Below are 25,463 nucleotides of genomic sequence, written 5' to 3' on the forward strand. Positions count from 1 at the left end.
GCGGGCTCTATCATGACGCCCCAGACCCCCACTCCTGCGAACACCGATGGCCGACTCAGCATTCTTCTGCCCGCTCACCCACGAAGGCCTGCTCGCCGTACGTGGCGTGGACGCCGCCAAGTTCCTCCAGGGCCAGGTCACCTGCAACCTCGCCTACCTCGACGAGCGCACCACCAGCCTCGGTGCGCGCTGCACCCCCAAGGGCCGCATGGTTTCCAGCTTCCGCATACTCTCCGAAGGCGACGGCTTCCTGCTGGCGCTCGACGCGGCGCTGCTGGAAGCGCAACTGGCGGACCTGAAGAAATACGCCGTGTTCTCCAAGTCCACCCTCGGTGACGAAACCCCCGACTGGGTGCGCTTCGGCCTCGCCCGGGGCGACGACGTGCTGCTGGGCCTGGGCCTCGAACTGCCGCAGGACGCCGACAGCATCACCCGCGCCAATGGCCTGATCGCCCTGCGCCTGTCCGACGGCCGCAGCGAACTATGGGCCCCTCGCGCTGAGGCTGACGCCCTGCGCACCCGCCTGGCCGCGCACCTGCCCGAGGCGCCCCTGGACGCCTGGCTGCTCGCACAGGTCCGCGCCGGCGTGGGCCAGGTCTTCGCCGCCACCCGCGAGCTGTTCATCCCGCAGATGATCAACCTCCAGGCCGTCGGCGGCGTCAGCTTCAAGAAGGGCTGCTACACCGGGCAGGAAATCGTCGCCCGCATGCAGTACCTGGGCAAGCTCAAGCGCCGCCTGCAACGCCTCGCCCTACCCGCAGGGGAGCGCCCGGCGCCGGGCACCGAACTCTTCTCCCCCGTGCATTCGAGCAGTGTGGGCGAGGTGGTGCTGGCCGCACCGGCAGAAACGGGATTCGAATTGCTCGCCGTACTCCAGGAAGATGCGGTGAATGACGGACGGATCCACCTGAAGGCGGCCGACGGCCCAACCCTCGACCTGCTGACACTGCCCTACACCCTGGATGCCGACCGCGAGATTCAGCGCTAGACAGCACCGGCCCGTCCCCTTTTCAAGAGAGCATCCATGAGCAAGCTTGCAGAACGCGTTCAACAAGACCTGATCAACGCCATCGACAACGACGAACTGGTCCTGCCCACCCTTCCCGAAGTCGCGCTCAAGGTGCGCGAAGCCGCCGAAGACCCGGATGTCAGCATCCCGGCCCTGTCCAAGGTGATCGGCAACGACGCCGCCCTCACCGCGCGCATCATCAAGGTGGTGAACAGCCCGCTGCTGCGTACCAACAAGGAAATCACCGACCTGCAGATGGCCATCAGCCGTCTCGGCATCAACTACACCTGCAACCTGGCCACGGGCCTGGCCATGGAGCAGATGTTCCAGGCCACCTCCGATGTGGTCGACCGCAAGATGCGCGAAGTGTGGAACAAGAGCACCGAGATCGCCGGCATCTGCCACGTGCTCTGCCGCCACTACACCCGCCTCGCCCCGGACCAGGCGACCCTGGCCGGCCTGGTGCACCAGATCGGTGTGCTGCCGATCCTCACCTACGCCGAGGAACACTACGAGCTGCTGGCCGACTCCATCAGCCTCAACCACGTGATCGAGCGCATCCACCCGATCATCGGCGACCGCATCCTGCGTGCCTGGGAATTCCCCGAACCGATCGCCCAGGTCCCGAGCCAGTTCCTCGACTTCACCCGCAACTCGCCCAAGGTCGACTACGTCGATATCGTCCAGGTCGCCACCCTGCAAAGCTACCTGGGCAGCGAGCACCCCTATACCCAGCTCGACTGGAGCCAGATCCCGGCGTTCGCCAAGCTGGGCCTCGACCCGCAGGTGGACATGCAGGCCGACGAAGACCTCTCCGCCGCCATGGAAGCGGCCATGGGCATGCTGCAGTAATACAGCTGCAACGCGCATCCGCGAAAACGTCGCTAGACTCCGGGCATTCCGGAGTCCAAGGAAGTCACGGATGCGCGCCCTACTCCTGTTCCTCTCCCTCTGCCTGAGCGGCGCTTGCGCCGCCCAGGAGCTGCGCCTCACCAATGGTGAATGGGCGCCCTATCTCGGCGAGAAGCTGCCTCACCAGGGCGTGGCCTCGCGCATCGTCGCCGAAGCGTTCGCCCTTGAAGGGATCCACGTGCGCTGGGAGTTCTACCCCTGGGCCCGCGCCCTGTATCTGGCCGAACGCGGCGAGCGCGACGGCAGCGCGGTCTGGCTTCGCAACGCCGAGCGCGACGCACGCTTCTTCGTCAGCGACCCGGTGATCGAGAGCGGCTACTACCTGTTCCACCGCAAGGACCTGCCGCTCGACTGGCGGCGGGTCGAAGACCTCGCCGGCCTGCGCCTCGGTGCCACCCTCGGCTACGACTACGGCGAGGCCTTCCAGCGCGCCGAGGCCGAAGGGCGCCTACGGGTGCAGCGCCTGCCCAGCGAGGAACAGGGCCTGCGCATGCTGCTGGCCGGGCGTATCGACGTATTCCCGGTGGACAAGATCGTCGCCATCGCCATGCTCCAGGACAACTTCACCAGCGCCGAACGTGCTCGCGTCAGCTTCCACGCCCAACCGCTGCGCAGCGACACCCTGCATCTGCTGCTGTCGCGTTCCGACCCGGCCAATGCCGAACGCATCACCCGTTTCAACCGGGGCCTGGCCCACCTGCGCGACAGCGGCAAAATCGCCCGCTACCTGCTCGAAGCCCAGCAGCCGCTGAGCATGCTGCCCTAGGCCGACGGGAAGCTCACCCGCACCCGCAAGCCACCCGAGATGCCGTCATGCAGGCTGATCTCCGCCAGGTGTGCCCGGCAGATTTCCCCGACTATCGCCAGCCCCAGCCCCGCGCCGCTGGCCTGCGACGAACGCCGGTAGAAGCGCTCGAATACCTTGTCGCGGTCCTCGGCGGGGATGCCGCTGCCATCGTCTTCCACCTCCAGCACCGCCGGCGCCAGCACCCGCAGGGTCACATTGCCGCCCTTGGGCGTATGCGCCAGGGCGTTGTCCACCAGGTTGCTGAGCAGCTCGTTGAGCAGCGTCGGCTCGCCCATCACCCAGGCCATGTCCTCCGCCTCCAGGGCCAGGGCGATGCCCCGCGCATGGGCCAGCGGCGCCAGGGCCATGCCCAGCTCACGGGCCAGGGCGCCCAGCTCGATGCGCTCGGCCCCACCCTCGGCGATGGCCCGCGCACCGCTCTCGATGCGTGCCAGGGACAACAGCTGGTTGGCCAGATGGGTCAGCCGGTCGGTGTTGGCGGCGGTGTCCTCCAGGGTGCGATACCACTGCGCAGGCTCCCGCTCGCGCAACCCCAGCTCCACCCGCGCCTTGAGCGCCGCCAGCGGCGTGCGCAACTCGTGGGAGGCATCGGCGATGAAATCCGCCTGGCGCTGGAACAGCCCGCGCAGGCGCTCGGTGAACTGGTTCAGCGCATCCACCAGCGGCTTCAGCTCGGTCTGCACCGCCACCACCGGCAGCGGGCGCAGGTCATCGGCCTGGCGCTCCTCCACGGCGTTGCGCAGCTGGTTCAGCGGGCGCAGGGCCGCGCTCACCACCATCCACACCAGCCCCAGGGCAGCCAGCGACATCACCGCCAGACGCCACAGAGTGTCCACCAGCAACCCCCGCGCCAGGCGCTCGCGGGCCTCCTCGGTCTCGGCCACGCGGATTTCCGCCATGCCGTTGATGCTCTCCTCGCTCACCGGCCGCAGCAGGCTCACCACGCGCACGTCGACGCCGTCGTAGCGCGCATCGTAGAAGCGCGCCAGGGCCGGGTAGTCGTCGGTGCGCGGCGTCCCCTGGGCGGGCCGGGCAGGTTCTCGTAGCCGGAAACCAGTTTCCCCTCGATGTCGGTCACCTGGTAGAAGATGCGCCCCGCGCTGTCGTAGGCAAAGGTGTCCAGGGCCACATAGGGCACATCGGCCTTGAGCCGCCCGTCAGCCTCGTAGAGCCCGGCGGAAATGGCCCGCGCCGAAGCCAGCAGGGTGCGGTCATAGGCGGTGTCGGCGGCGTCGCGGGCATTGAAGTAGGCAGTCAGGCTACCGATCAGCAACAGCACCGCAAGCAGCGCGGCCAGGCGCCGCAGCAGCCGTCCGCGCAGGCTGCCGGCCTCACGCATCCTGGTGTTCCAGCAGGTAGCCGAGGCCACGGAAGGTGACGATGCGCACCGCACTGCCTTCCAGCTTCTTGCGCAGGCGGTGGATGTAGATCTCGATGGCGTCCGGGCTCGCCTCCTGGTCCAGGCCGAACACCTGGGAAGCCAGCTGCTCCTTGCTCATCACCCGCCCCGGGCGGGCGATCAGCACCTCCAGCACCGCCTGCTCGCGGGAGGTGAGCGTCAGCACCTCGTCGTCCAGGCTGAAGCGCCGGGTGCCCAGGTCGTAGAGCAACGGACCGCAGCGCTGCTGCTGCTCACCACCGAGCACACTGCGCCGCAACAGCGCCTTGACCCGCGCCTCCAGCTCGGACAGCTCGAAGGGCTTGGCCAGGTAGTCGTCCGCGCCGAGGTTGAGGCCATGCACCCGGTCCTTCACCTCGCCACGCGCGGTGAGCATCAGCACCGGCAGCGTCTTGCCCCGCCCGCGCAGGCGCGCCAGCACCTCGAAGCCGTCCAGGCGCGGCAGCCCCACGTCGAGCACCGCCAGGGCGTAGTCCTCGCTGGCCAGGGCCAGGTCGGCGGCCACGCCGTCGTGCAGCACATCCACCGTCCAGCCCACGGCCTTGAAGGCCTGGGCGACGCTCTCGGCCAGTTGGGGGTGGTCTTCGACCAGCAGGATTCGCAAGGCGGTGTACTCCGGAAGGCAGCGATCGGGCTGAAGTGTAACGGCCGGAAAGCCGCTGTGAATGACACCGGAGATTTCTTTCACGTTGAAAGCCTGGCGAAAGTTTCAGGCCCTAGCATCCGGCCAGGGTGGCAAGAACCACCCGCAGACGCAGGCTCCTGGTCGGGCCCGCGCTAACAAAAACAAGAATTGGAGACCAACGATGCTCACTGCCTCCCGGCAGGCGCTGCCGCCTGTTCGCACCCTCACCCTCGCCCTCGCAGGCTGCACCCTCGCCCCCTTCGCCCAGGCCGACTTCCTCAAGGACAGCTCGGCGACCCTGGAAGCCCGCAACATCTACCTGAACCGCGATTTCCGTGACGGCGACGGCCAGTCCCGCCGCGACGAATGGGCCCAGGGCTTCATCCTCAACATCGAATCCGGCTACACCGAAGGCACCGTCGGCTTCGGCCTGGACGCCCTCGGCATGCTCGGCATCAAGCTCGATTCCGGTCGCGGCCAGAGCGGCACCGACCTGCTGCCGGTGCAGGACGACGGCGGCACCCCGGACGAATACGGCAAGCTCGGCCTCACCGCCAAGGTGCGCTTCTCCAGGAGCGAACTGCGCCTGGGCAGCCACATCCCCGAACTGCCGGTGGTCAAGGCCAGCGACAGCCGCATCCTGCCCCAGGTGTTCGAGGGCGGATTGCTCACCTCCAAGGAGATCGAAGGCCTCAGCTTCACCGGCGGTCGCCTGCGCGAGGTCAAGGACCGCGCCTCGACCAACTCCGAAGACATCGCCCTGAACAACAAGAACCGCCGCTTCGCCAGCGCTGCCAGCGGTTCGCACTTCGACCTCGCCGGCGCCGACTACGCCTTCAGCAAGCAGCTCACCGGGCGCTACTACTTCGCCGAGCTGGACGACGTCTACCGCCAGCACTTCTTCGGTCTGCTCGCCGCCCAGCCCCTGGGCGCCGGCACCCTCAGCGCCGACCTGCGCTACGCCATCAGCGACGACAGCGGCCGCGCCGACGCGGGCAAGGTGGACAACCGCGCGCTCAACGGCATGCTCAGCTACGGCCAGGGCAGCCACAAGGTCGGCCTCGGCTACCAGCGCATGAGCGGCGACACCGGCTTCGCCTACGTCGATGGCAGCGACCCCTTCCTGGTCAACTTCGTGCAGATCAACGACTTCGCCAACGCCGACCAGCGCTCCTGGCAGGCCCGCTACGACCTGGACTTCGCCGCCATGGGCGTGCCCGGCCTGAGCTTCATGACCCGCTACATCACCAGCGACAACGCCCAGGTCACCAACAGCGCCGAGGAAGGCCGCGAGTGGGAGCGCGACGTCGAGTTCAAATACGTGGTGCAGAGCGGCACGCTCAAGGACCTCACCTTCCGTGCCCGCCACGCCGGTTTCCGTTCCACCTTCGCCCGTGACGCGGACGAGCTGCGCCTGATCGTCAGCTACGCCCTGCCGATCTGGTGATCCACAATAAGACTCCACAGGAGAACACCGATGAAGATCGCCCTCACCCGCCTCGCCCTGCTCGCCACCGGCCTGCTGCTCTCCAGCCAACTGCTGGCCGAGCCCAAGCGCCCCGAGTGCATCGCCCCGGCCGCCCCCGGCGGCGGCTTCGACCTCACCTGCAAGCTGGCGCAGAGCGCCCTGATGGACGCCAAGCTGCTGAGCAAGCCGATGCGCGTCACCTACATGCCCGGCGGCGTCGGCGCGGTGGCCTACAACGCCGTGGTCGCCCAGCGCCCCAGTGACGCCGGCACCATCACCGCCTGGTCCAGCGGCTCGCTGCTCAACCTCGCCCAGGGCAAGTTCGGTCGCTTCGACGAGAACGCCGTGCGCTGGCTGGCCGGCATCGGCACCAGCTACGGCGCCATCGCCGTGCGCAACGACTCGCCCTACAAGAACCTCGACGACCTGGTCAAGGCCCTCAAGGCCGACCCGGGCAGGGTGGTGATCGGCTCCTCCGGCACCGTCGGCAGCCAGGACTGGATGCAGACCGCCCTCCTGGCCAAGGCCGCCGGTATCGACCCGCGCAACCTGCGCTACGTGGCCCTGGAAGGCGGCGGCGAGATCGCCACCGCCCTGCTCGGCGGGCACATCCAGGTCGGCAGCACCGACATCTCCGACTCCATGCCGCACATCCTCGCCGGCAACATGCGCATCCTCGCCGTGCTCTCCGACGAGCGCCTGCCCGGTGACGACAAGTCGGGCATCCCCACCGCCAAGGAACAGGGCTACGACATCACCTGGCCGGTGGTGCGCGGCTTCTACCTGGGGCCCAAGGTCAGCGACGAGGACTACGCCTGGTGGAAGGCCGCCTTCGACCAGCTACTGGCCTCCGAGGACTTCGTCAAGCTGCGCGACCAGCGCGAGCTGTTCCCCTTCGCCATGACCGGCCCGGAACTGGACGCCTACGTGAAGACGCGGGTCGCCCAGTACAAGCAGATGGCCCAGGAATTCGGCCTGACACAGTAAGGCTCACCTCCGCAGCCGGCTGAGCGCCCCCGCCAGCCGGCCCTCCGCGCCTTCGACCCGCGAGGAATTCACCATGCTTTTTCAACGCCTGTTCAGTCTGGGCTGGCTCGCTGCATGCCTGGTTTTTGCCGTGCTGGCCTGGGACTACCACGCCGCGTTCTCCTACGAGCCGGTCGGCCCGCGTGCCTTCCCCCTGCTGATGCTGGGGCTGATGGCCGCCGCGCTGGTCTGGCTGACGCTGCGCCCCACACCGGTGGCGCACCAGCACGACGAGCAACCGCTGGACGCCGCCACGCTGCGCAAGGTGGCCGCCTGCATCGCCCTGCTCGTCATCTACGCCGGGCTCTTCGAGCCGCTGGGCTTCATCCTCTCCAGCAGCCTCGTCGGCGTCTTCATGGCGCGTCTCTATGGCGGCCGCTGGCTGCCCAGTGCCATCGCCGCGCTGCTGATCAGCGCCGGCCTCTACCTGCTGTTCGACAAGACCCTGGACGTGCCGCTGCCGCTGGGCGTCCTCGACTTCCTGGAGTGATGACATGGAAACCTTGAGCTACCTGGGCCAGGGCTTCGGCGTTGCCCTTTCCCCCTACAACCTGGTCACCGCGCTGATCGGCACCCTGATCGGCACCATCGTCGGCCTGCTGCCGGGCCTCGGCCCGATCAACGGCGTGGCCCTGCTGATCCCCGTGGCCTTCGCCCTCGGCCTGCCGCCGGAGTCGGCGCTGATCCTGCTGGCGGCCGTGTACCTGGGCTGCGAGTACGGCGGGCGCATCAGCTCCATCCTGCTGAACATCCCCGGCGAAGCCTCCACCGTGATGACCACCCTCGACGGCTACCCCATGGCCCGCCAGGGCCTGGCCGGCGTGGCCCTGTCGCTGTCGGCCTGGAGCTCCTTCATCGGTGCCTTCATCGCCACCTGCGGCATGGTGCTGTTCGCCCCGCTGCTGGCCAAGTGGGCCATCGCCTTCGGCCCGGCGGAGTACTTCGTGCTGATGGTCTTCGCCATCGTCGCCCTGGGCGGCATGGCCGGCGACCGCCCGATGAAGACCTTCATCGCCGCCCTGCTCGGCCTGTTCCTCTCCACCATCGGCATCGACGCCAACAGCGGCGTGTACCGCTTCACCTTCGACAGCATCCATGTCGCCGACGGCATCCAGTTCGTCGTGCTGGTGCTGGGCCTGTTCTCGGTGAGCGAGATCCTCCTGCTGCTGGAGAAGACCCACCACGGCCACGTCGCGGTGAAGGCCACCGGGCGCATGCTGTTCAACCTCAAGGAGGCCGCCTCGGTCGCCGTGGTCAACCTGCGTTGCGGGGTGATGGGCTTCATCCTCGGCGTGCTGCCGGGCGCCGGCGCCACCCTGGCCAGCGCCGTGGCCTACATGACCGAGAAAAAGCTCGCCGGCGACTCCGGCAAGTTCGGCCAGGGCGACATGCGCGGCCTGGCGGCCCCGGAAACCGCCATCGGCGCCTCCGCCTGCGGCGCCATGGTGCCGATGCTGACCCTGGGCGTCCCCGGCTCCGGCACCACTGCGGTGATGATCGGCGCGCTGACCCTGTACAACATCACCCCCGGGCCGATGCTGTTCCAGCAGCAGCCGGATATCGTCTGGGGCCTGATCGCCTCGCTGTTCATCGCCAACCTCATGCTGGTGATCCTCAACATCCCGATGATCCGGCTGTTCACCCGCATCCTCAACGTGCCCAACTGGGTGCTGGTGCCGGTGATCGCCATCATCACCTCCATCGGCGTCTACGCCGTGCACGCCACCACCTTCGACCTGTTCCTGATGGTCGCCATCGGCATCTTCGGCTACATCCTGCGCAAGCTGGACTTCCCCCTCTCGCCGCTGCTGCTGGGCTTCATCCTCGGCGGGCTGATGGAACAGAACCTGCGCCGCGCGCTGTCCATCTCCAATGGCGAGCTGGGCATCCTCTGGTCCAGCCCCATCACCCTCGGCACCTGGGCCCTGGTGCTGGTGATGCTGGCCCTGCCTCTGGTGCGCATCTGGCGCCGTCGCGCTGCCCGTCGCCAGGCCCTGGCCGATGCGTGATGGCTGGCGCGGCTGGTGGGCGACGCCCCTGGTGGGCGCGGCGGGCGGGCTGCTCGCCAGCCTCGCCCACTGGCCGCTGCCCTGGATGATCGGCGCCCTGGTGGCGGTCATCCTGTTCCGCTGCGCCACCCCCTGGCAGATCCGTGACCTGCCGGGGGGACGCAAGACCGGCCAATGGATCATCGGCATCGGCATCGGCCTGCACTTCTCCCCCGCCGTGGTGGAGCAGGTGCTGGCGCACTTCTGGCTGATCCTCTTCGGCGCGCTGTTCACCACCCTTTCCAGCGTCGCCGCCGTGTGGCTGCTGCGGCGCACCGGGGAAGACCCGGCCACCGCCTTCTTCTCCAGCATGCCCGGCGGCTCCGGGGAAATGGTCAACCTCGGCCTGCGCAACGGCGCGTCCCCCAGCCGCGTGGCGGCCGGGCAGAGCCTGCGCGTGGTGGCCGTGGTGCTCTGCGTGCCGGCGGTGTTCAAGCTGCTGCTGGGCGAGGGCCCGGCGCTGCACCCGGCGGCACCGGTGGACTGGGCCTGGCTGGCCCTGCTGGTGCCCGCCGGCGGGTTGCTGGCCCTGCTCTGGCAACGCCTGCGCCAACCCAACCCCTGGCTGTTCGGCCCGCTGCTGGTCAGCGCCGGCGCCAGCATCCTCTGCGACCTGCACCTGGGCCTGCCGCCCGGTGCCAGCCAGGTCGGCCAGTTGCTGATCGGCAGCGGCCTGGGTTGCCACTTCGACCGCGCCTTCTTCCGCCGCGCCCCCAGCTTCCTCGCCCGCACCCTGCTGGGCACGGCCCTGATGATCGGCGCCGCCACCCTGTGTGCCCTCGGCCTGGGCTGGCTCACCGCACTGGACATCCGCTCGCTGACCCTCGGCATGATGCCCGGCGGTATCGCCGAGATGAGCCTCACCGCCGAGACCCTGCAGCTCTCCGTGCCCCTGGTCACCGCCTTGCAGGTGCTGCGCCTGCTGCTGGTGCTGTTCCTCGCCGAACCCGTCTACCGCCGCTGGCGCCAGCGCGCTTGCCCATAGGTTGGCGCCGAGTGCAGCGAGGCCCGACAGCGGCCATTTGATTAACGGATATGTCCCCACGCTCCGCTTGGCGGGGGCCCTGCCCTATCCTCTGCCCATCGCCTGCCGCCGACGGTAATCCCCCATGCCACGTCCGCGCCCCAACCGCACCACCCGCTGGCTGCCGCTCCTGGTGCTGCTGCTGACCCTCGGCGCCTGCAGCCGGCTGGACCTCGCCTACCGCAACCTCGACTGGCTCATCCCCTGGTCCATCGCCGACTACGTGAGCCTCGACAAGAGCCAGCGCACCTGGCTCGAACCGCGCATCCAGGCGCACCTGCGCTGGCATTGCAGCACCCAGCTGCCGCGCTACGCCGCCTGGCTGCAGGAGGTGGAGCGCCTGGGCCAGGCCGACCACCTGGACGCCGACGCCTTGCTCGGCCACATGCAGGGCTTCAAGGAGGCGGTCGACGCCGTCGCCGTGGAGATCACCCCGACCACCGTCACCTTGCTGCAGGGCCTCGACGCCAGGCAGGTGGAGGAGCTGAACGCCTCGCTGGACGAGAAGGAGCGCGCGCTGCGCAAGGAACACCTGATCCCTCGCGACGAACAGGTCGAGCAACGCCGCGAACGCATGGAGAAACGCCTCAAACCCTGGTTCGGCAAGCTCTCCGCGCAGCAACGGGCGAAGGTCGATGCCTGGGCCGAGAACCTGGGCGACAGCAATGCGCTGTGGGTCGACAACCGCAAGCTCTGGCAATCAGCCCTGCGCGACGCCCTCGCCGAACGTGACGGCGCGGGCTTCGCACCGCGTATCGCCGCCCTGCTGCAAGAGCGGGAGGCGTTCTGGAGCGAGGCCTACCGGGCCCACTTCGAGCGGGGCCAGGTCGCCCTGTCGCAACTACTCGCCGACCTGTTCAACGACGCCAGCGCCAGCCAGCGCGAGCGCTTGCGCACCCGGCTGCAGGACCTGCGGCAGGACATCCAGCAGTTGCAGTGCCCGACGGCCTGAGCCCCGGCTCAGCCGCGCAGGCGCGCGCCGACCCAGGCCAGCACCGCCGACGCCAGGCACAGGTGAAAGAAATCGACCCGGGGCACGCCCAGCCAGTCGCCCTGGGTACCGATCACCAGCCCCGCCAACAGGAACGCCAGCGAACCGGCCACCGCCAGCGCCCAGCGTCGTGAGCGCCCCGGCCAGGCCAGCGCCAGCAGGGCCAGGGCATTGCCCACCAGCGCCACGGGGGGCGGCGCCAGCAGCATCGCCGCCGCCAGGGCCAGCACCGCCAGGTGACGCGACGCGCCCCGCAGCCAGACGAAGGCGATCAACGGCAGGCCGATGCGCGAAGACATGAAAGCCAGTTGACGGTGCACCTCGTCGAGGACGCCGAGCCCCGCATAGAGCGCAGCCCCGGCCAGCGCCGCCAGCGCCATCGAGACGAAGCCCGCCGCGCGCCAGCCCTGACGCTTGCGGCCGTGGAGCCAGGCGGCCAGGAGGCAGGCGCTGGCCAGCAGCAGCTCGCCGCCGACATGGAGGATCAGCATCGGGGTGGAAGCGGGCATGGGGCGTCCTGTCGTGGGCCGTTGAGGATGCCCGGCAGGCTATAGCGAGGGGTGATCCGACGCATGGCGGCTCACGCCAAAGCGCGCGACGCCATGCGCCAGTGCCGTCAGAGCGGCGGCACGCTCCAGTCGATGGGCGCCAGGCCGTGCTGTTCGAGGAACTTGTTGCAGCGGCTGAAGTGACCGTTGCCGAGGAAGCCGCGGTAGGCCGAGAGCGGCGAAGGGTGGGCGGAACGCAGCACCAGGTGCTTGGTGGAATCGATCAGGCGCTGCTTGCTCTGCGCGTGGGAACCCCACAGCAGGAACACCAGGTTGGGCTGGTGCGCGCTGACGACCTCGATCACCCGGTCGGTGAACGGCTGCCAGCCCTGGTTGGCGTGGGACCCGGCTCGGGCCTGCTCCACGGTCAGCGAGGTGTTGAGCAGCAGCACGCCCTGCTCGGCCCAGCTCTGCAGGTGGCCGTGGTCGGGCATGTCGATGTTCAGGTCGCGCTTGAGCTCCTTGTAGATGTTCAGGAGCGACGGCGGGATGGGCACGCCCGGCTGCACCGAGAAGCACAGCCCATGGGCCTGGCCGGGGCCGTGGTAGGGGTCCTGGCCGATGATCACCACCTTCACCTCATCCAGCGGGGTGGAGTTCAGCGCGTTGAAGATCAAGGGGCCGGGCGGGAATATCACCTTGCCGGCGGCCTTCTCGGCGCGCAGGAACTCACCCAGCGCCTTCATGTAGGGCTTGTCAAACTCATCGCGCAGGGCATCTTTCCAGCCCGCTTCGAGCTTTATCCGATCAACGGTCTCGGTCATGTCTCTTCCAGTTCTCTGGCGCCTTGCGGCGCGGATGAGGCGGGCGAAGGCCGCTCAATGGTCGGGCACCCTAAAAAATGCCCTCTACTCTTGTCAATCAAGGTGGAACATGGAGAACCCATCCGATGGACAACCGCCACGATGGCCTGAAGTTCTCGCTCTACAGCAGCTTCCTCAAGGGCAACGCCAAGGTGCCGCAGATGCCGGAGACCTCGCTGCGCCTGCGCAAGCTGCTGGCCTCCGAGCATGCCTCGCTGGAACAGGTCACACGCCTGCTGCACAGCAACCCGCCGCTCGCCGCCTACCTGCTGCAATTCGCCGAGACCCCGATGCTGCGCAACCTGCGCCAGGGCGTGAACCTGCAAGAGGTCATCTCGCGACTGGGCATGCAACGCCTGAACAACCTGGTGCTCAGTTTCGCCATCCAGCATCTGTTCACCAGCCAGGACCCGGCCCTGCAGAAGGTCTTCCGCGCCCGCTGGAATGCCGCCCTGCTCTGCGCCGCCCACAGCGCCTGCCTGGCCCAACTGCTGACAAGCCTGCCGCTGGAGGACGCCTTGCTCGCCGGCCTGGTGCAGGACATCGGCAGCCTGCCGCTGCTCGACGAGCTGGAGCGCTGGCCCGACGTCTCACGCGCTGAGGACGACCTGCAACGCCTCTGCGACCAGCTTTCAGCGGATGTCGGGGTGATCGTGCTCACCAGCTGGAAGCTGCCGCCGCAGCTCATCGACTGCGCGCGCAACCGCAGCGAATGGTGTCGCGCGCACAAGGACACGGCGGACCTGGTGGACGTGGTGCAGGTCGCCCGCCAGTTGGCCGCGCGGGAACTCGACGATGAACAGCTGGTGCAGCTACCCGCCTGGCAGCGCCTGCTGGGGGAGCGCCTCGACAGCCTGCCGCCTGAGGCGGTGCGCACGGAGCTCGCCAGCGAGGTGGGCTTCTGGTTCAAGCTGCTCGGCGGCAAGGGCCACGCCTGAGACGCATCAGCCCTGGTGCAACGCCCGGTAGTGGCTGGGCGCCATGCCCACCACCTTGCGGAACAGCCGCGAGAAGTAATAGACGTCCTCGTAGCCCAGTTGCTCGGCGATCTGGCGGATGCCCTGGTCGCCCTCGTCGAGCAGGCGGCAGGCATGGGCCATCTTCAGCTGGATGAAATCCTGGATCGGCGCGTGCCCGGTGAGCGCACGGTAGGTCTTGGCGAAGTGGAAGCGCGACAGCTTGAACTGCGCGGCCAGTTGGTCGAGGTTGAGGCTGTCGTGAAGGTGCGCGCGCATCACCGCCTGCACTGCGTCGATGTCCAGCACCCGCCCGGACTTCAGCACCCCACGCGCCGGCAAAACGGCGAGCGAGGTCAGCAGGGTCTGCAACTGGTGCGCGGCATGCACGAAATGCAGCGGGGCGAGGCCGTGGCGGCGCAGCCCCAGCAGCGCGTCGAAGTCCGCCAGCAGGCGCGGCTGGGCGCCGATGCGACGCAGGCCGGCCGGCCCCAGCGGGCGCAGGAAGTCCTCCACCAGTTCCCCCTCGAAGTGCACCCAGTAGATGCTCCAGGGCCGCTGCGGGTCGGCGCCATAGGCGTGCATGCGCCCGCGGGGCAGCAGCAACAGGTCGCCGCCAACCACGTCGAATCGTCCATCCCCGGTCTCCAGCCAGCCTTGCCCGGCACGGCAGTAGATGAGCAGGTGATCGTCCGGCGCCAGGCGCAGCATGCGGTGCCCCCCGGCCTCCGGATAGAACCCCAGGGCCAGGGGGTAACAGCCCGCCGTCAGCGGGTTGCGCGCCAGCATGCGACGCAGGCGCGGCGGCGTGGTGAAGCGCACGCCATTGGCCGGCAGCGGCCAGTTGGAGGTTTCCACGGAGCGGCTCATGGTTGTTCTTGTGTCGGCCTGCAATCACAAGATCGTCCATCCAGCCGACAAGATCGTCAATCCACATCCGCCGTGCGTGCCGCTATAACGGCAAGAAAACAACAAGACGCCCGGCACGGGTGGAGGACGAGATGACCAGGACGATTCCGCAACTGATCGATGGCCAGTGGCGCGACAGCCGCTCCCGCGAACTGATCGAAGTCACCGACCCCGCGACCCAGGCCGTGCTGGCCCTGGCGCCCAAGGCGACGCCCGAGGAAATCGAGGCCGCCATCGCCAGCGCCAAGCAGGCCTTCACCAGCTGGCGCGAGGTGCCGGTGCCGGAACGGGCGCGGCTGATGCTGCGCTACCAGCACCTGCTCAAGGAGCACCACGACGAGCTGGCGGAGATCCTCGCCAGCGAAACCGGCAAGACCTTCGCCGACGCCAAGGGCGACGTCTGGCGCGGCATCGAAGTGGCCGAGCACGCCGCCAACATCGCCAGCCTGATGATGGGCGAGACGGTGGAGAACGTGGCCCGCGAGATCGACACCGCCAGCTGGATCCAGCCGCTGGGCGTGTGCGTCGGCATCACCCCGTTCAACTTCCCGGCGATGATCCCCCTGTGGATGTTTCCCCTGGCCATCGCCTGCGGCAACACCTTCATCCTCAAGCCCTCCGAGCAGGACCCGCTGACCCCCAACCGCCTCGCCGAGCTGTTCCTGGAAGCCGGCGCGCCCAAGGGCGTGCTGCAGGTGCTGCACGGCGGCCGCGAACAGGTGGACGCCCTGCTCACCCACCCGGACATCCGCGCCATCTCCTTCGTCGGCTCGGTGCCGGTGGGCCAGCACATCTACCGCACCGGCACCGCCCACCTCAAGCGCGTGCAGGCCTTCGCCGGGGCCAAGAACCACATGGTGGTCATGCCCGACGCCAACAAGGACCAGGTCCTCAGCAACCTGCTGGGCGCCAGTTGCGGTGCCGCCGGCCAGCGCTGCATGGCCATCAGCGTGGCGGTGTTCGTCGGCGCCGCGCGGGAGTGGATTCCCGAACTGGCCGCGCAGATGGCCGAGCTCAAGCCCGGTCACTGGCAGGACGCCCACGCCGCCTACGGCCCGCTGATCAGCCAGCAGGCCAAGCAGCGCGTGCAGCGGCTGATCGCCGAGGGCAAGGCCGAAGGCGCCGAATGCCTGCTGGACGGCTCGCACTGCGAGGTGGCGGGCTTCCCCGACGGCAACTGGCTGGGCCCGACCCTGTTCCGTGGCGTGACCACCAGGATGGGCCTGTACCGCGAGGAGATCTTCGGCCCGGTGCTGGCCTGCATGGAGGTGGACGACCTCGATGCCGCCATCGAGCTGGTCAACGCCAGCCCCTACGGCAACGGCACCAGCATCTTCACCCGCTCCGGCGGCGCCGCGCGGCACTTCCAGCATGCGGTGGAGGTTGGCCAGGTGGGCATCAACGTGCCGATCCCGGTGCCGCTGCCGTTCTTCTCCTTCACCGGCTGGAAGGGCTCCTTCTACGGCGACCTGCACGCCTATGGCAAGCAGGCGGTGCGCTTCTACACCGAGACCAAGACGGTCACCAGCCGCTGGTTCGACGACAGCCCGGTGAGCGGGCCGAACATGACCATCCAGCTGAAGTAGCAACGACCGAGCGTTGTTAGACGAAAAGGGAATCTCAACCCATCCGAGACCGGCGTAAAAGGTTGTTCCACAACAACAAGGAGGAACACCCATGCGCCGATTGACTGCCACCCTGGCCCTCTGGGCCGGGATCACCGCCTGTGCGCAGGCTGCCGAGCCCATCACCCTGGGGCTCAACTACCCGCGCACCGGCTCATACAAGGAAGAGGGATTGGCGCAGATGCGTGGAGCCCTGCTGGCCATCGACGAAATCAACGCCACCGGCGGCGTGCTCGGCCGGCCCTTGCGCCTGTCCGGCAAGGATTCCGCCTCGCGCCCGGAAAAGGCGGTGAAGAACGTCGACACGCTGGCCGCCGAAGGCGCGGTGATGCTCTTCGGCGGGGCCTCCAGCGCGGTGGCCATCGCCGCCGGCGAGCGCGCCCGTGACCACGGCCTGCTGTACTTCGGCACCCTCACCTATTCCAACGACACCACCGGCAAGAACGGCCACCGCTACATGTTCCGCGAGTGCAACAACGCCTGGATGAGCGCCAAGGTGCTCGGCCAGTACCTGAACAAGACCCTGCCCGACAAACGCTACTTCTACGTCACCGCCGACTACACCTGGGGCCATACCACCGAGGCCTCGCTGCGCCAGGCCACCGCCAGCGAAGACGCCGCCCGCCACGCCGGCGTGCGGGTACCCTTCCCCGGCGCGCGCCTGACCGACTACCAGGACGCCCTGACCCAGGCCGCCGCCAGCGATGCCCAGGTGCTGGCCCTGGTGCTGTTCGGCGAGGACCTGGTGCGCGCCATGCGCATCGCCCGGGACATGGGCCTGACGACGCGCATGCAGATCGTCGCGCCGAACCTGACCCAGGGCATCATCGAGCAGGCCGGCCCCGACCTGATGCAGGGCGTGCTCGGCACCGAGCCCTGGACCTGGCGTGTGCCGGAGCTGGAGAAATCCCAGCGTGGCATGGCCTTCGTCGAAGCCTTCAAGGCGCGCTACCAGATGTACCCCTCCAGCTCTGCCGCCTCGGCCTACAGCATCGTCCAGCAATGGGCCGATGCCGCCAGACGCAGCGGCAGCCTCGGCAGCGAGGCGCTGATCAAGGCGCTGGAAGGCCACTCCTACAGCCTGCTGAAGGACGAACAGCAGTGGCGCGCCTTCGATCACCAGAACCTTCAGACGGTCTATGCGGTACGGGTGAAGACCCGTGACGAGGTGCTCAAGGACCCGCTCAAGCAGGACTACTTCGAAATCGTCGACCGCCTCGACGCCAGCGCCGCCCTCCCCAGCCTCGCCGACTGGCAGGCCGAACGGCGCGCCGGCAACCAACCCCCGACCTTGCAATGAGATGCCATGGACTTCGAACCCACCGATGAACAACGCCTGCTGGTGCATAGCGCCGCCGCCTTCGCCCGCCACGAGCTGGCGCCGGGCGCGGCGGACTGGGATCGCGACCACCACTTCCCGGTCGAGGTGATCCGCCGAGCCGCCGAGCAGGGCTACCTGGGGCTCTACATCGCCGAGGAGGATGGCGGGCTGGGCCTGTCCCGCCTTTCCGCCTCGCTGATCTTCGAGCAGCTGGCGGCCGGCTGCGTGGCCACCACCGCCTACCTGACCATCCACAACATGGCCGCCTGGATGCTCGCCTCCTTCGCCGACGCCGCGCTCAAGGCCCAGTGGCTGCCGGGCCTGCTGGACGGCCGGCTGCTGGCCTCCTACTGCCTCACCGAGCCGGACGCCGGCTCCGACGCCGCGCACCTGCGCACCCGGGCGCGCCGTGATGGCGACGACTACGTGCTCGATGGCAGCAAGTGCTTCATCTCCGGCGCCGGCAGCACCCAGGTGCTGATCGTGATGGCGCGCACCGGCGAGGACGGCGCCAGGGGCATCTCCTGCTTCCTGGTGCCGGCCGACGCCGAGGGCATCCGCTACGGGCGCAACGAAGACAAGATGGGCTGGCGCGCCCAGCCGACCCGCACCATCGCCTTCGAGGGCGTGCGGATCCCCGCCGGCAACCGCATCGGCCCGGAAGGCCAGGGCTTCGTCTACGCCATGAAGGGCCTGGACGGCGGGCGCCTGAACATCGCCAGTTGCTCCCTGGGCGCGGCCCAGGCGGCGCTGGAACAGAGCCTGCGCTACGTCGAGGAACGCAAGCAGTTCGGCAAGCCCCTGGCTGAGTTCCAGGCCCTGCAGTTCAAGCTCGCCGACATGCTCACCGCGCTCACCGCCAGCCGGCAGATGGTGCGCCTGGCCGCCCATCGCCTGGACCAGCGCCACGCCGAGGCGAGCCTCTACTGCGCCATGGCCAAGCGCTTCGCCACCGACCAGTGCTTCGACATCTGCAACGATGCACTGCAACTCCATGGTGGCTATGGCTATCTGAATGACTACCCTCTGGAGCGCTGGGTGCGCGATACCCGCGTCCACCAGATACTCGAAGGCACCAACGAGATCATGCGCGTCATCGTGGCGCGCCGTTTACTGGAACAGGGCGGCACACTCGACCGCCTGCTGTAAGGAGCACCCCATGAGCACTGCCGTAGAGCCGTACCAACCCGGCGTTTTCGACCTGACCCACAAGCTGACCGTGGAGAAGCACGGCCATACCGCACTGATCACCATCAACCATCCGCCGGCCAACACCTGGGACCGCGACTCGCTGATCGGCCTCAAGCAGGTGATCGAGCACCTCAACCACGACGACGACATCTACGCCCTGGTGGTGACCGGCCAGGGGCCGAAGTTCTTCAGCGCCGGCGCCGACCTCAACCTCTTCGCCGACGGCGACAAGGCCCGCGCCCGCGAGATGGCACGGCGCTTCGGCGAAGCCTTCGAGACCCTGCGCGACTTCCGTGGCGTCTCCATCGCCGCGATCAACGGCTATGCCATGGGCGGCGGCCTGGAATGCGCCCTGGCCTGCGACATCCGCATCGCCGAGCGCCAGTCGATGATGGCCCTGCCGGAGGCCACCGTGGGCCTGCTGCCCTGCGCCGGCGGCACCCAGGCGCTGCCCTGGCTGGTGGGCGAGGGCTGGGCCAAGCGCATGATCCTCTGCGGCGAGCGCGTGGACGCCGAGACCGCCCTGCGCATCGGCCTGGTGGAGCAGGTGGTGGACACCGGCGAAGCCCGGGGAGCCGCCCTGCTGCTGGCCGCCAAGGTGGCGCGGCAGAGCCCGGTGGCGGTGCGCACCATCAAGCCGCTGATCGAAGGCGCGCGCCAGCGCGGGCCGAACACCTGGCTGCCGGAGGAGCGCGAACGCTTCGTCGACCTGTTCGACGCCGACGACACCCGTGAGGGTGTCAACGCCTTCCTCGAGAAGCGCGACCCGCAATGGCGCAACCGCTGAGCGACCCGCGACGAGACCCAGGTTAGGGAGAAACGATGAATATCCAGTTCGAAGAACGCGTCGGCCTGCACGGCGCCCGCATCGGCATCGCCAGCCTCGATGCCGAGGGCAGCCTCAACGCCCTGAGCCTGCCGATGATCGAGGCACTCGATGCGAAACTGCACCAGTGGCAAGACGACCCGGAGTTCGTCTGCGTGCTGCTGCGCGGCAACGGCCCGCGCGCGTTCTGCGCCGGCGGCGACGTGCGCAAGCTGGTGGAGGCCTGTCGCGAGCACCCGGGCGAGGTGCCGCCGCTGGCGTCGCGCTTCTTCGCCCACGAGTACCGCCTCGACCACCGCATCCACACCTATCCCAAGCCGCTGATCTGCTGGGCCCACGGCCACGTGCTGGGTGGCGGCATGGGCCTGATGCAGGGCGCGTCCATCCGCATCGTCACCCCTTCCAGCCGCCTGGGCATGCCGGAGATCAACATCGGCCTGTACCCGGACGTGGGTGGCAGCTGGTTCCTCGCCCGCCTGCCCGGGCGCCTGGGGCTGTTCCTCGGCCTCACCGCCAGCGCCATCAACGCCCGTGACGCCCTGGACCTGAACCTCGCCGACCGCTTCCTGCTGGACGACCAGCAAGCCGCGCTGCTCGACGGTCTGGTGCAACTGAACTGGCGCGAGCAGCCCGGCGCGCAGCTCACCAGCCTGCTGCAATCCCTGGAGCACCAGGCCCGCGACCAGTTGCCGGACGCCCAGTGGCTGCCGCGCCGCGCCCGCATCGACGCCCTGCTGGATGTGGCCGACCTGCCGGCCGCCTGGAAGGCCATCACCGCGCTGCAGCACGAGGACGACGCCCTCCTCGCCCGCGCCGCCAAGACCCTCGCCGGTGGCTGCCCGCTCACCGCGCACCTGGTATGGGAGCAGATCCGCCGCGCCCGGTACCTGTCCCTGGGCGATGTATTCCGCATGGAATACGCCATGAGCCTGAACTGCTGCCGCCACCCGGAATTCCCCGAAGGCGTGCGTGCACGGCTGATCGACAAGGACAACGCACCGCGCTGGCACTGGCCCGATGTCGCCGCCATCCCCCGCGCGGTGATCGAGGCGCACTTCGCAGCGGTCTGGGATGGCCCGCATCCACTCGCAGCGCTCTAGCCCATTGGCAACGGCCAAGGAGAACAACAATGAAAAAGATCGCCTTCATCGGCCTCGGCAACATGGGCCTGCCGATGGCCCGCAACCTGCTCAAGGCCGGCCATGAACTCAAGGTCTTCGACCTGGTGCAGGCCGCGGTGGACGAACTGGTGGCCGAAGGCGCCAAGGCCGCCAACGACGCCCACGACGCGGTCTCCGGCGTCGACCTGGTGGTGAGCATGCTGCCCGCCAGCCGCCATGTGGAGGGCCTCTACCTGGGCGACGACGGCCTGCTCGCCTTCATCCGCGCCGGCACCCTGGTGCTGGAATGCTCGACCATCTCCCCCGACGCCGCGCGCAAGGTGCATGCCCGGGCCAAGGCGCTGGGCATCGACCTGCTGGATGCGCCGGTCTCCGGCGGCACCGCCGGCGCCGCCGCCGGCACCCTGACCTTCATGGTCGGCGGGGACGGCAAGACCCTGGAAAAGGCCCGGCCGGTACTGGCGGCCATGGGCAAGAACATCTTCCACGCCGGCCCCGAGGGCGCCGGCCAGGTGGCCAAGGTGTGCAACAACCAGGTGTTGGCGGTGCAGATGATCGCCACCGCCGAAGCCATGGCCCTGGGCGTGGCCAACGGCCTCGACCCAAGCGCGCTGGCGGAGATCATGCGCCAGAGCTCGGGTGGCAACTGGGTGCTGGAGCGCTACAACCCCTGGCCCGGCGTGATGGCCAACGCCCCCGCGAGCAACGGCTACCAGGGCGGTTTCATGGCCGAGCTGATGGCCAAGGACCTGGGCCTGGCCCAGGAAGCCGCGCAGCTGACCCAGAACAGCACCCCCATGGGTGCCCTGGCGCTGCAGCTCTACAAGATGCTGCTGAAACAGGGCAAGGGCCGCCAGGACTTCTCGGTGGTGCAGCAACTGTTCACCGAACCGGAGGCCTGACCACGCCCGACCGCAACGAACAGAGGGCGCCTGTAGGGGCGATTTCAATCGCCCATGGGCCGCACAGCGGCCCCAGCGGTGCGCCGCCCTTCAAGCCTGCCCAAGCGTTGCACCCTCCTCCCTGTAGGAGCGAATTCATTCGCGATGAATCCATCCGCAAGCACCACGCCCCAAGATTGAAAAGGCCACCGACACGTCAGCCAGGCAAACGCAAAAAGGGCCCCGAGGGGCCCTTTTGCATTCCACCGTCGTCTCAGACCAGGGTCAGGGTGACGTCGATGTTGCCGCGGGTGGCGTTGGAGTACGGGCAGACGATGTGGGCCTTGTCGATCAGCTCACGTGCCTTGTCCTTGTCCATGCCCGGCAGGCTGATCTGCAGCTCCACCTCGATGCCGAAGCCGGTGGGGATGGCGCCGATGCCGACGATGCCTTCGATGGAAGCGTCCGCCGGGACGGCGTACTTGTCACGGGCGCCGACGAACTTGATCGCACCGAGGAAGCAGGCCGAGTAGCCGGCGGCGAACAGTTGCTCGGGGTTGGTGCCTGCGCCGCCCGCGCCGCCCAGCTCACGCGGGGTGGTCAGCGAGACGTCGAGGACGCCGTCGGAGGAAATGGCGCGGCCTTCACGGCCACCGGTGGCTTCAGCATAGGCGCGGTACAGGACGTTTTCGATGCTCATGATGTGTTCCTCTTGATAGCGATTGGGGGTTATTTGGTTCGCTGTAGATTTGTGCGCTAAGCGATTCCATGGAGCGAACATTAGTGCGCTTTTATTTTGCGCGCAATATTTATTTCAAGATGAATTGGGAATAATCCTGCCAGATTCCGGGCATAAGCACGCTTGGCGGGGGCTGGCGCCGGGATCGAGGCGCATCGGGGCGAGGGGATTGGAGGCGCGAGGCGTCTTCAGCCGAAGCTGCGGACCTTGTTGCGCCCGGAATGCTTGGCGGCGTAGAGCGCCGAATCCGCGCTCTGGATGAGCGTTTCCGGGAGGTCGCCGGGCCTGGGGATCATGCTGTGGATACCGATGCTCACCGTGACCACCCCCGCCTGGGCGCTGAGGTGCTCGATCTGCTTCATCTCCACAGCCTCGCGTACGCTCTCGGCGATCACCTGGGCGCCGGCCGGCGCGGTGTGCGGCAGGATGATGGCGAACTCCTCGCCACCGTAGCGAGCGATCAGGTCGGTCGAGCGGATCTTGATCACCTTCAGCGCCTCGCTCACCGCCTTGAGGCAGAGATCGCCGGCGCGGTGGCCGTAGGTGTCGTTGAACAGCTTGAAGTTGTCGACATCGATCATCAGCAGGGAAATGGGCTGGCGGATGATCGCTGCGCGCTGGAATTCCTCGAAGAGGGTCTTGTCGAACTGCCGCCGATTGGCGATGCCGGTGAGTGCGTCGATGGCCGCCAGCTGCGACAGCTCCTCGTTCTCCAGCTGGATGCTGCGCGCCGCCAGCAGGCGCTCCCGGGTACGTCGCACCAGCACCAGCCCGATGATCACCAGCGCCAGCACCAGTGCCGTCACCAGGGTCACCAGCACCACCGCCTTGTCTCGCCACTCGGTGAGCACTTCGCTCTTCTGCATCGCCGCCACCACCAGCAGCGGGTAGCCGTCCAGCACCCGGTAGGCGTATACGCGCTCGCGGCCATCGAGGCTGGAAAGGCCCGAGCCGGTGCCCACCGGCGAGTTCTTCAAATCATCCATGAACAGCGGGCTGTCATGCAGGTTGCCGGTGCCCGGTTCCATGAACGGCCGCCGCACCACCAGCGTGCCGTCGTTCTCGGCGAGCAGGATGGCGCCGTTGCGGCCGATGTCGAAGTCCTTGTAGAAGGCGTTGAAATAGCTGATGCGGATGGTCGCCAGCACCACGCCGTCGAATTCGCCATGCCGGCCGTTGATGCGCCGCGAGATGGGCATGACCCATTCGCCCGTGGAGCGGCTCTGCACCGGCGAGCTGACCTCGATGTCGCGGCTCACCGAGTTGAGGTGATGCTGGAAGTACTCCTGGTCGGTGTTGCGGGTGGTCGGTGACGGCGGCGCGCTGGTGTAGTGGGTCCAGCGGCCTTCGCGGTCGAACACGTAGATGCCGGACAACTGCTGGGCCCGCAGCTTGTAGGCGTTGATCAGGCCGTCGATGCCCTGGAGGTCGCCGGCGTCGCGGCTCTCCAGCAGGTAGACCAGGCCGCTGAGGATCAGGTCGGCCTCCTTGATGGTTTCCTCGGCGTGCTGGGATACCGAATAGGCCAGGTTGGCGTTGGACTTGTCCGCCTCGGACAGGTAGTGCGAGCGGGAATCGAGCACCTGGTAGAGATTGACGCCGATGGCCACCGCGCCGCCGAACAGGATCAGGAAGTAGGCCAGCCAGAGGGCCAGGCGCGTTCGCAGGAACGGCGCGAGGCGTTTGGCTTCTACGTTCTCCATCCCTCGCTCCTCTGTGGGCCGGCAGAACCGGGCGGCTGTCGTTGCGGGTGGTTGCGACGGCCTCAGGGCATCAGACAGAAAGCTTAGCCAGGGGTGCCGGGGCAGGCAGATATGACGCGGCAGGGGCACGGGATTTCAAAGTGCCACTACGGAGGCGCGATGCTACGCGATTGCGCGCGGGCGCACACCCTCGCAGGTGGCCGGTCAATGATGAAAATCGGGTACAGCGGGGCGTGTGGCGCTAGAAGCCGGCGCGGGCCAGCGCCAGGTTGAGCGCCAGTGGATGATGGCCTTGGCAATGCAGTACGCCGTGCTCGTCGACCACGCCGAGGCCGAAGGCTTCGTTCGTTTCCTCGAAGAAGAGGAAACCGCCGGGCAGCTCGGCGACCACCAGGACCTGCTCCAGCTCGCCGTAACGCAACCGGGGATGGGCAGTGAAGGGAACGCGACAGGCGGCGAACACCACCTGCTGGGCAGGGGAACAGTCGTGCAGCTGCTGGTGGACCAGGTTCTTCAGTTCGGCGGCGGAAATGCTCTGACAAGTATCCATGGCGGGTCCGTCCTGTTCTTGTTGGGTAACCGGGCCTGGCGAAAGGATGATCGAGACCGAGGACGAAAATCTAGCAGCCCGGGTGCGCCTTGCCACCCCCATCTGTATCAGGATTCGACGAAAGCACGCATCGCCTCAACTCTGGGGGAAGCGCGGCCCCAGCAGGATGACCAGTGCCCCCGCGACACAGAGCGCCGCGCCCAGCCAGTCGCTGGCCAGCGGGCGCGTGCGCTCCACCAGGCCCAGCCAGAGCAGCGAGGTGATGATGTAGATGCCGCCGTAGGCCGCATAGGCGCGCCCGGCGTAGGCCGCCTCGACGCGGGTCAGCAACAGCGCGAAGCACAGCAGGCTGAACAGGCCGGGGGCGATCCACCAGGCGCTGCGGTCGAGGCGCAGCCACATGAAGAAGGCGTAGCAGCCGGCGATCTCGAACAGTGCGGCGAGGAAGAACCAGAGGTAGTTGAGCATGGTGGATGTCCTCGTCGAACCCGATGGGCACAGCGCTTTCCGGGGCACGCAGCGGCGGTCAGCCGCGCAGCGCGCCCTCGCGCTCCCAGGCGCAGCGCACGCGCAGGTTGGCTTCCTGGGGGCTGTGGAAACCCTGCTCGCTTTCCCAGCGGAAGGTGTGGGTGCCGTTGAGCTCGGTTTCCAGGTGCACCACCGCGCTGCCCCAGTAGAGCTGCTTGAGCAGGGCCTCGAACTGCTGCACCCAGAGGTTCCACTCGTACTCCACCGCGGCGTAGCTGGCACCGAAGTGGATCACCTGGGTCTGGTAGAGCCCCTGCCCGGGTGGGCACTGAAGGAGAACATCTCGCGCCCGAGGAAGGGCCAGATGTCGCCGGCGGGCAGGCTTTCGATGACACGGCGGTTGGTCGCGCGGCGCAGTTGCCGCACCTCGTCGTCGTCCGACGGCCAGTCGCGGATGCAGCCATAGACGATGGATTCTGAGTCCACGCGAGCACTCCAGGAAAACAGTGGCA

Annotated in this window: 24 protein-coding genes and 2 pseudogenes; 16 read left to right on the top strand and 10 right to left on the bottom strand. The window is 68.1% G+C overall.

Going from position 1 to position 25,463, the window contains the following annotated elements:
* Nucleotides 1-46: 46 nt before the first annotated feature.
* The 3 genes from PHLH3_RS21975 (at nucleotide 47) to PHLH3_RS21985 (ending at nucleotide 2,687) form a co-directional block, all read left to right on the top strand.
* Nucleotides 47-988, top strand: coding sequence for a folate-binding protein (locus PHLH3_RS21975; RefSeq protein ID WP_213625784.1), 942 nt, complete (start codon nucleotides 47-49; stop codon nucleotides 986-988).
* Nucleotides 989-1,024: 36 nt separating this feature from the next.
* Nucleotides 1,025-1,861: an HDOD domain-containing protein gene (locus PHLH3_RS21980; RefSeq protein ID WP_213625785.1), complete on the top strand. Its 837-nt coding sequence runs from the start codon at nucleotides 1,025-1,027 to the stop codon at nucleotides 1,859-1,861.
* 70 nt (nucleotides 1,862-1,931) lie between these two features.
* A complete protein-coding gene (locus tag PHLH3_RS21985) occupies nucleotides 1,932-2,687 on the top strand; it encodes a transporter substrate-binding domain-containing protein (protein ID WP_213625786.1) in 756 nt (251 codons plus the stop codon).
* On the opposite strand, the pseudogene PHLH3_RS21990 reads toward PHLH3_RS21985, so the two are convergent.
* Together PHLH3_RS21990 and PHLH3_RS21995 are read right to left on the bottom strand one after the other, a co-directional pair.
* Nucleotides 2,684-4,068, bottom strand: a pseudogene (locus tag PHLH3_RS21990) (sensor histidine kinase). The gene PHLH3_RS21985 and the pseudogene PHLH3_RS21990 overlap by 4 nt on opposite strands.
* Nucleotides 4,061-4,732: a response regulator gene (locus PHLH3_RS21995; RefSeq protein WP_173172071.1), complete on the bottom strand. Its 672-nt coding sequence runs from the start codon at nucleotides 4,730-4,732 to the stop codon at nucleotides 4,061-4,063. The pseudogene PHLH3_RS21990 and the gene PHLH3_RS21995 overlap by 8 nt, the downstream one beginning before the upstream one ends.
* Nucleotides 4,733-4,934: 202 nt before the next feature.
* Between PHLH3_RS21995 and PHLH3_RS22000 the strand changes: the two genes are divergently transcribed.
* The 6 genes from PHLH3_RS22000 to PHLH3_RS22025 all read left to right on the top strand — a co-directional run bounded on the left by PHLH3_RS22000 (nucleotide 4,935) and on the right by PHLH3_RS22025 (nucleotide 11,271).
* Nucleotides 4,935-6,200, top strand: a complete 1,266-nt coding sequence (locus PHLH3_RS22000) for an OprD family porin (RefSeq protein ID WP_213625787.1) — start codon at nucleotides 4,935-4,937, stop codon at nucleotides 6,198-6,200.
* 30 nt (nucleotides 6,201-6,230) lie between these two features.
* The gene (locus PHLH3_RS22005; protein ID WP_213625788.1) at nucleotides 6,231-7,208 is read left to right on the top strand and encodes a tripartite tricarboxylate transporter substrate binding protein; all 978 of its coding nucleotides are present in this window, start codon (nucleotides 6,231-6,233) and stop codon (nucleotides 7,206-7,208) included.
* Between the two features lie 73 nt (nucleotides 7,209-7,281).
* Nucleotides 7,282-7,737: a tripartite tricarboxylate transporter TctB family protein gene (locus tag PHLH3_RS22010; protein ID WP_213625789.1), complete on the top strand. Its 456-nt coding sequence runs from the start codon at nucleotides 7,282-7,284 to the stop codon at nucleotides 7,735-7,737.
* 4 nt (nucleotides 7,738-7,741) lie between these two features.
* Nucleotides 7,742-9,256, top strand: coding sequence for a tripartite tricarboxylate transporter permease (locus tag PHLH3_RS22015; RefSeq protein ID WP_213625790.1), 1,515 nt, complete (start codon nucleotides 7,742-7,744; stop codon nucleotides 9,254-9,256).
* Nucleotides 9,249-10,280 (top strand): AbrB family transcriptional regulator, encoded by a 1,032-nt coding sequence (locus PHLH3_RS22020; protein ID WP_213625791.1) that lies wholly within the window; start codon nucleotides 9,249-9,251, stop codon nucleotides 10,278-10,280. Before PHLH3_RS22015 ends, PHLH3_RS22020 begins: the two co-directional genes overlap by 8 nt.
* 124 nt (nucleotides 10,281-10,404) lie before the next feature.
* Nucleotides 10,405-11,271, top strand: coding sequence for a DUF6279 family lipoprotein (locus tag PHLH3_RS22025; protein WP_213625792.1), 867 nt, complete (start codon nucleotides 10,405-10,407; stop codon nucleotides 11,269-11,271).
* Nucleotides 11,272-11,279: 8 nt separating this feature from the next.
* Here the strand turns inward: PHLH3_RS22025 and PHLH3_RS22030 are convergent, their stop codons facing one another.
* Entirely contained in the window at nucleotides 11,280-11,819 is a 540-nt protein-coding gene (locus tag PHLH3_RS22030; protein WP_244862928.1) for a hypothetical protein, read from the bottom strand.
* 107 nt (nucleotides 11,820-11,926) lie between these two features.
* Nucleotides 11,927-12,622 carry a uracil-DNA glycosylase gene (gene ung, locus PHLH3_RS22035; protein ID WP_213625793.1) on the bottom strand — a complete coding sequence of 232 codons (696 nt, stop codon included), beginning with the start codon at nucleotides 12,620-12,622 and terminating at the stop codon, nucleotides 11,927-11,929.
* Between the two features lie 125 nt (nucleotides 12,623-12,747).
* Between ung and PHLH3_RS22040 the strand changes: the two genes are divergently transcribed.
* A complete protein-coding gene (locus PHLH3_RS22040) occupies nucleotides 12,748-13,599 on the top strand; it encodes an HDOD domain-containing protein (protein ID WP_213625794.1) in 852 nt (283 codons plus the stop codon).
* Nucleotides 13,600-13,605: 6 nt separating this feature from the next.
* Here PHLH3_RS22040 and PHLH3_RS22045 read toward each other — a convergent pair whose 3' ends face one another.
* The gene (locus PHLH3_RS22045; protein ID WP_111260495.1) at nucleotides 13,606-14,487 is read right to left on the bottom strand and encodes an AraC family transcriptional regulator; all 882 of its coding nucleotides are present in this window, start codon (nucleotides 14,485-14,487) and stop codon (nucleotides 13,606-13,608) included.
* Nucleotides 14,488-14,618: 131 nt separating this feature from the next.
* Here PHLH3_RS22045 and PHLH3_RS22050 point away from each other — a divergent pair, with 131 nt between their 5' ends.
* From PHLH3_RS22050 to mmsB, 6 genes are all read left to right on the top strand, one after another.
* Nucleotides 14,619-16,112, top strand: a complete 1,494-nt coding sequence (locus PHLH3_RS22050; protein WP_173172053.1) for a CoA-acylating methylmalonate-semialdehyde dehydrogenase — start codon at nucleotides 14,619-14,621, stop codon at nucleotides 16,110-16,112.
* Nucleotides 16,113-16,203: 91 nt separating this feature from the next.
* Nucleotides 16,204-17,451: an ABC transporter substrate-binding protein gene (locus PHLH3_RS22055; protein ID WP_213625795.1), complete on the top strand. Its 1,248-nt coding sequence runs from the start codon at nucleotides 16,204-16,206 to the stop codon at nucleotides 17,449-17,451.
* Between the two features lie 6 nt (nucleotides 17,452-17,457).
* Nucleotides 17,458-18,621, top strand: coding sequence for an isobutyryl-CoA dehydrogenase (locus PHLH3_RS22060; RefSeq protein ID WP_213625796.1), 1,164 nt, complete (start codon nucleotides 17,458-17,460; stop codon nucleotides 18,619-18,621).
* Nucleotides 18,622-18,631: 10 nt separating this feature from the next.
* Entirely contained in the window at nucleotides 18,632-19,450 is an 819-nt protein-coding gene (locus tag PHLH3_RS22065) for an enoyl-CoA hydratase (protein WP_173172046.1), read from the top strand.
* 35 nt (nucleotides 19,451-19,485) lie between these two features.
* Nucleotides 19,486-20,589, top strand: a complete 1,104-nt coding sequence (locus PHLH3_RS22070) for an enoyl-CoA hydratase/isomerase family protein (protein WP_213625797.1) — start codon at nucleotides 19,486-19,488, stop codon at nucleotides 20,587-20,589.
* Between the two features lie 29 nt (nucleotides 20,590-20,618).
* Nucleotides 20,619-21,512 (top strand): 3-hydroxyisobutyrate dehydrogenase, encoded by an 894-nt coding sequence (gene mmsB, locus PHLH3_RS22075; protein ID WP_213625798.1) that lies wholly within the window; start codon nucleotides 20,619-20,621, stop codon nucleotides 21,510-21,512.
* Nucleotides 21,513-21,765: 253 nt separating this feature from the next.
* On the opposite strand, the gene PHLH3_RS22080 is transcribed toward mmsB, so the two are convergent.
* From PHLH3_RS22080 to PHLH3_RS22100, 5 genes and pseudogenes are all read right to left on the bottom strand, one after another.
* Complete coding sequence (locus PHLH3_RS22080) at nucleotides 21,766-22,191, bottom strand: organic hydroperoxide resistance protein (RefSeq protein WP_173172040.1); 426 nt, start codon at nucleotides 22,189-22,191, stop codon at nucleotides 21,766-21,768.
* A 227-nt stretch (nucleotides 22,192-22,418) separates the two neighbouring features.
* Complete coding sequence (locus tag PHLH3_RS22085) at nucleotides 22,419-23,933, bottom strand: sensor domain-containing diguanylate cyclase (RefSeq protein ID WP_213625799.1); 1,515 nt, start codon at nucleotides 23,931-23,933, stop codon at nucleotides 22,419-22,421.
* A gap of 241 nt (nucleotides 23,934-24,174) precedes the next feature.
* Complete coding sequence (locus PHLH3_RS22090; protein WP_173172035.1) at nucleotides 24,175-24,483, bottom strand: hypothetical protein; 309 nt, start codon at nucleotides 24,481-24,483, stop codon at nucleotides 24,175-24,177.
* A 135-nt stretch (nucleotides 24,484-24,618) separates the two neighbouring features.
* Nucleotides 24,619-24,951, bottom strand: coding sequence for a YnfA family protein (locus tag PHLH3_RS22095; RefSeq protein ID WP_173172033.1), 333 nt, complete (start codon nucleotides 24,949-24,951; stop codon nucleotides 24,619-24,621).
* A 58-nt stretch (nucleotides 24,952-25,009) separates the two neighbouring features.
* A pseudogene (locus PHLH3_RS22100) lies at nucleotides 25,010-25,437 on the bottom strand (hypothetical protein).
* Nucleotides 25,438-25,463 lie beyond the last annotated feature (26 nt).

Origin of the sequence: Pseudomonas sp. Pc102 (genome assembly GCF_018408275.1) — a bacterium.
Lineage (GTDB): Bacteria > Pseudomonadota > Gammaproteobacteria > Pseudomonadales > Pseudomonadaceae > Metapseudomonas > Metapseudomonas tohonis.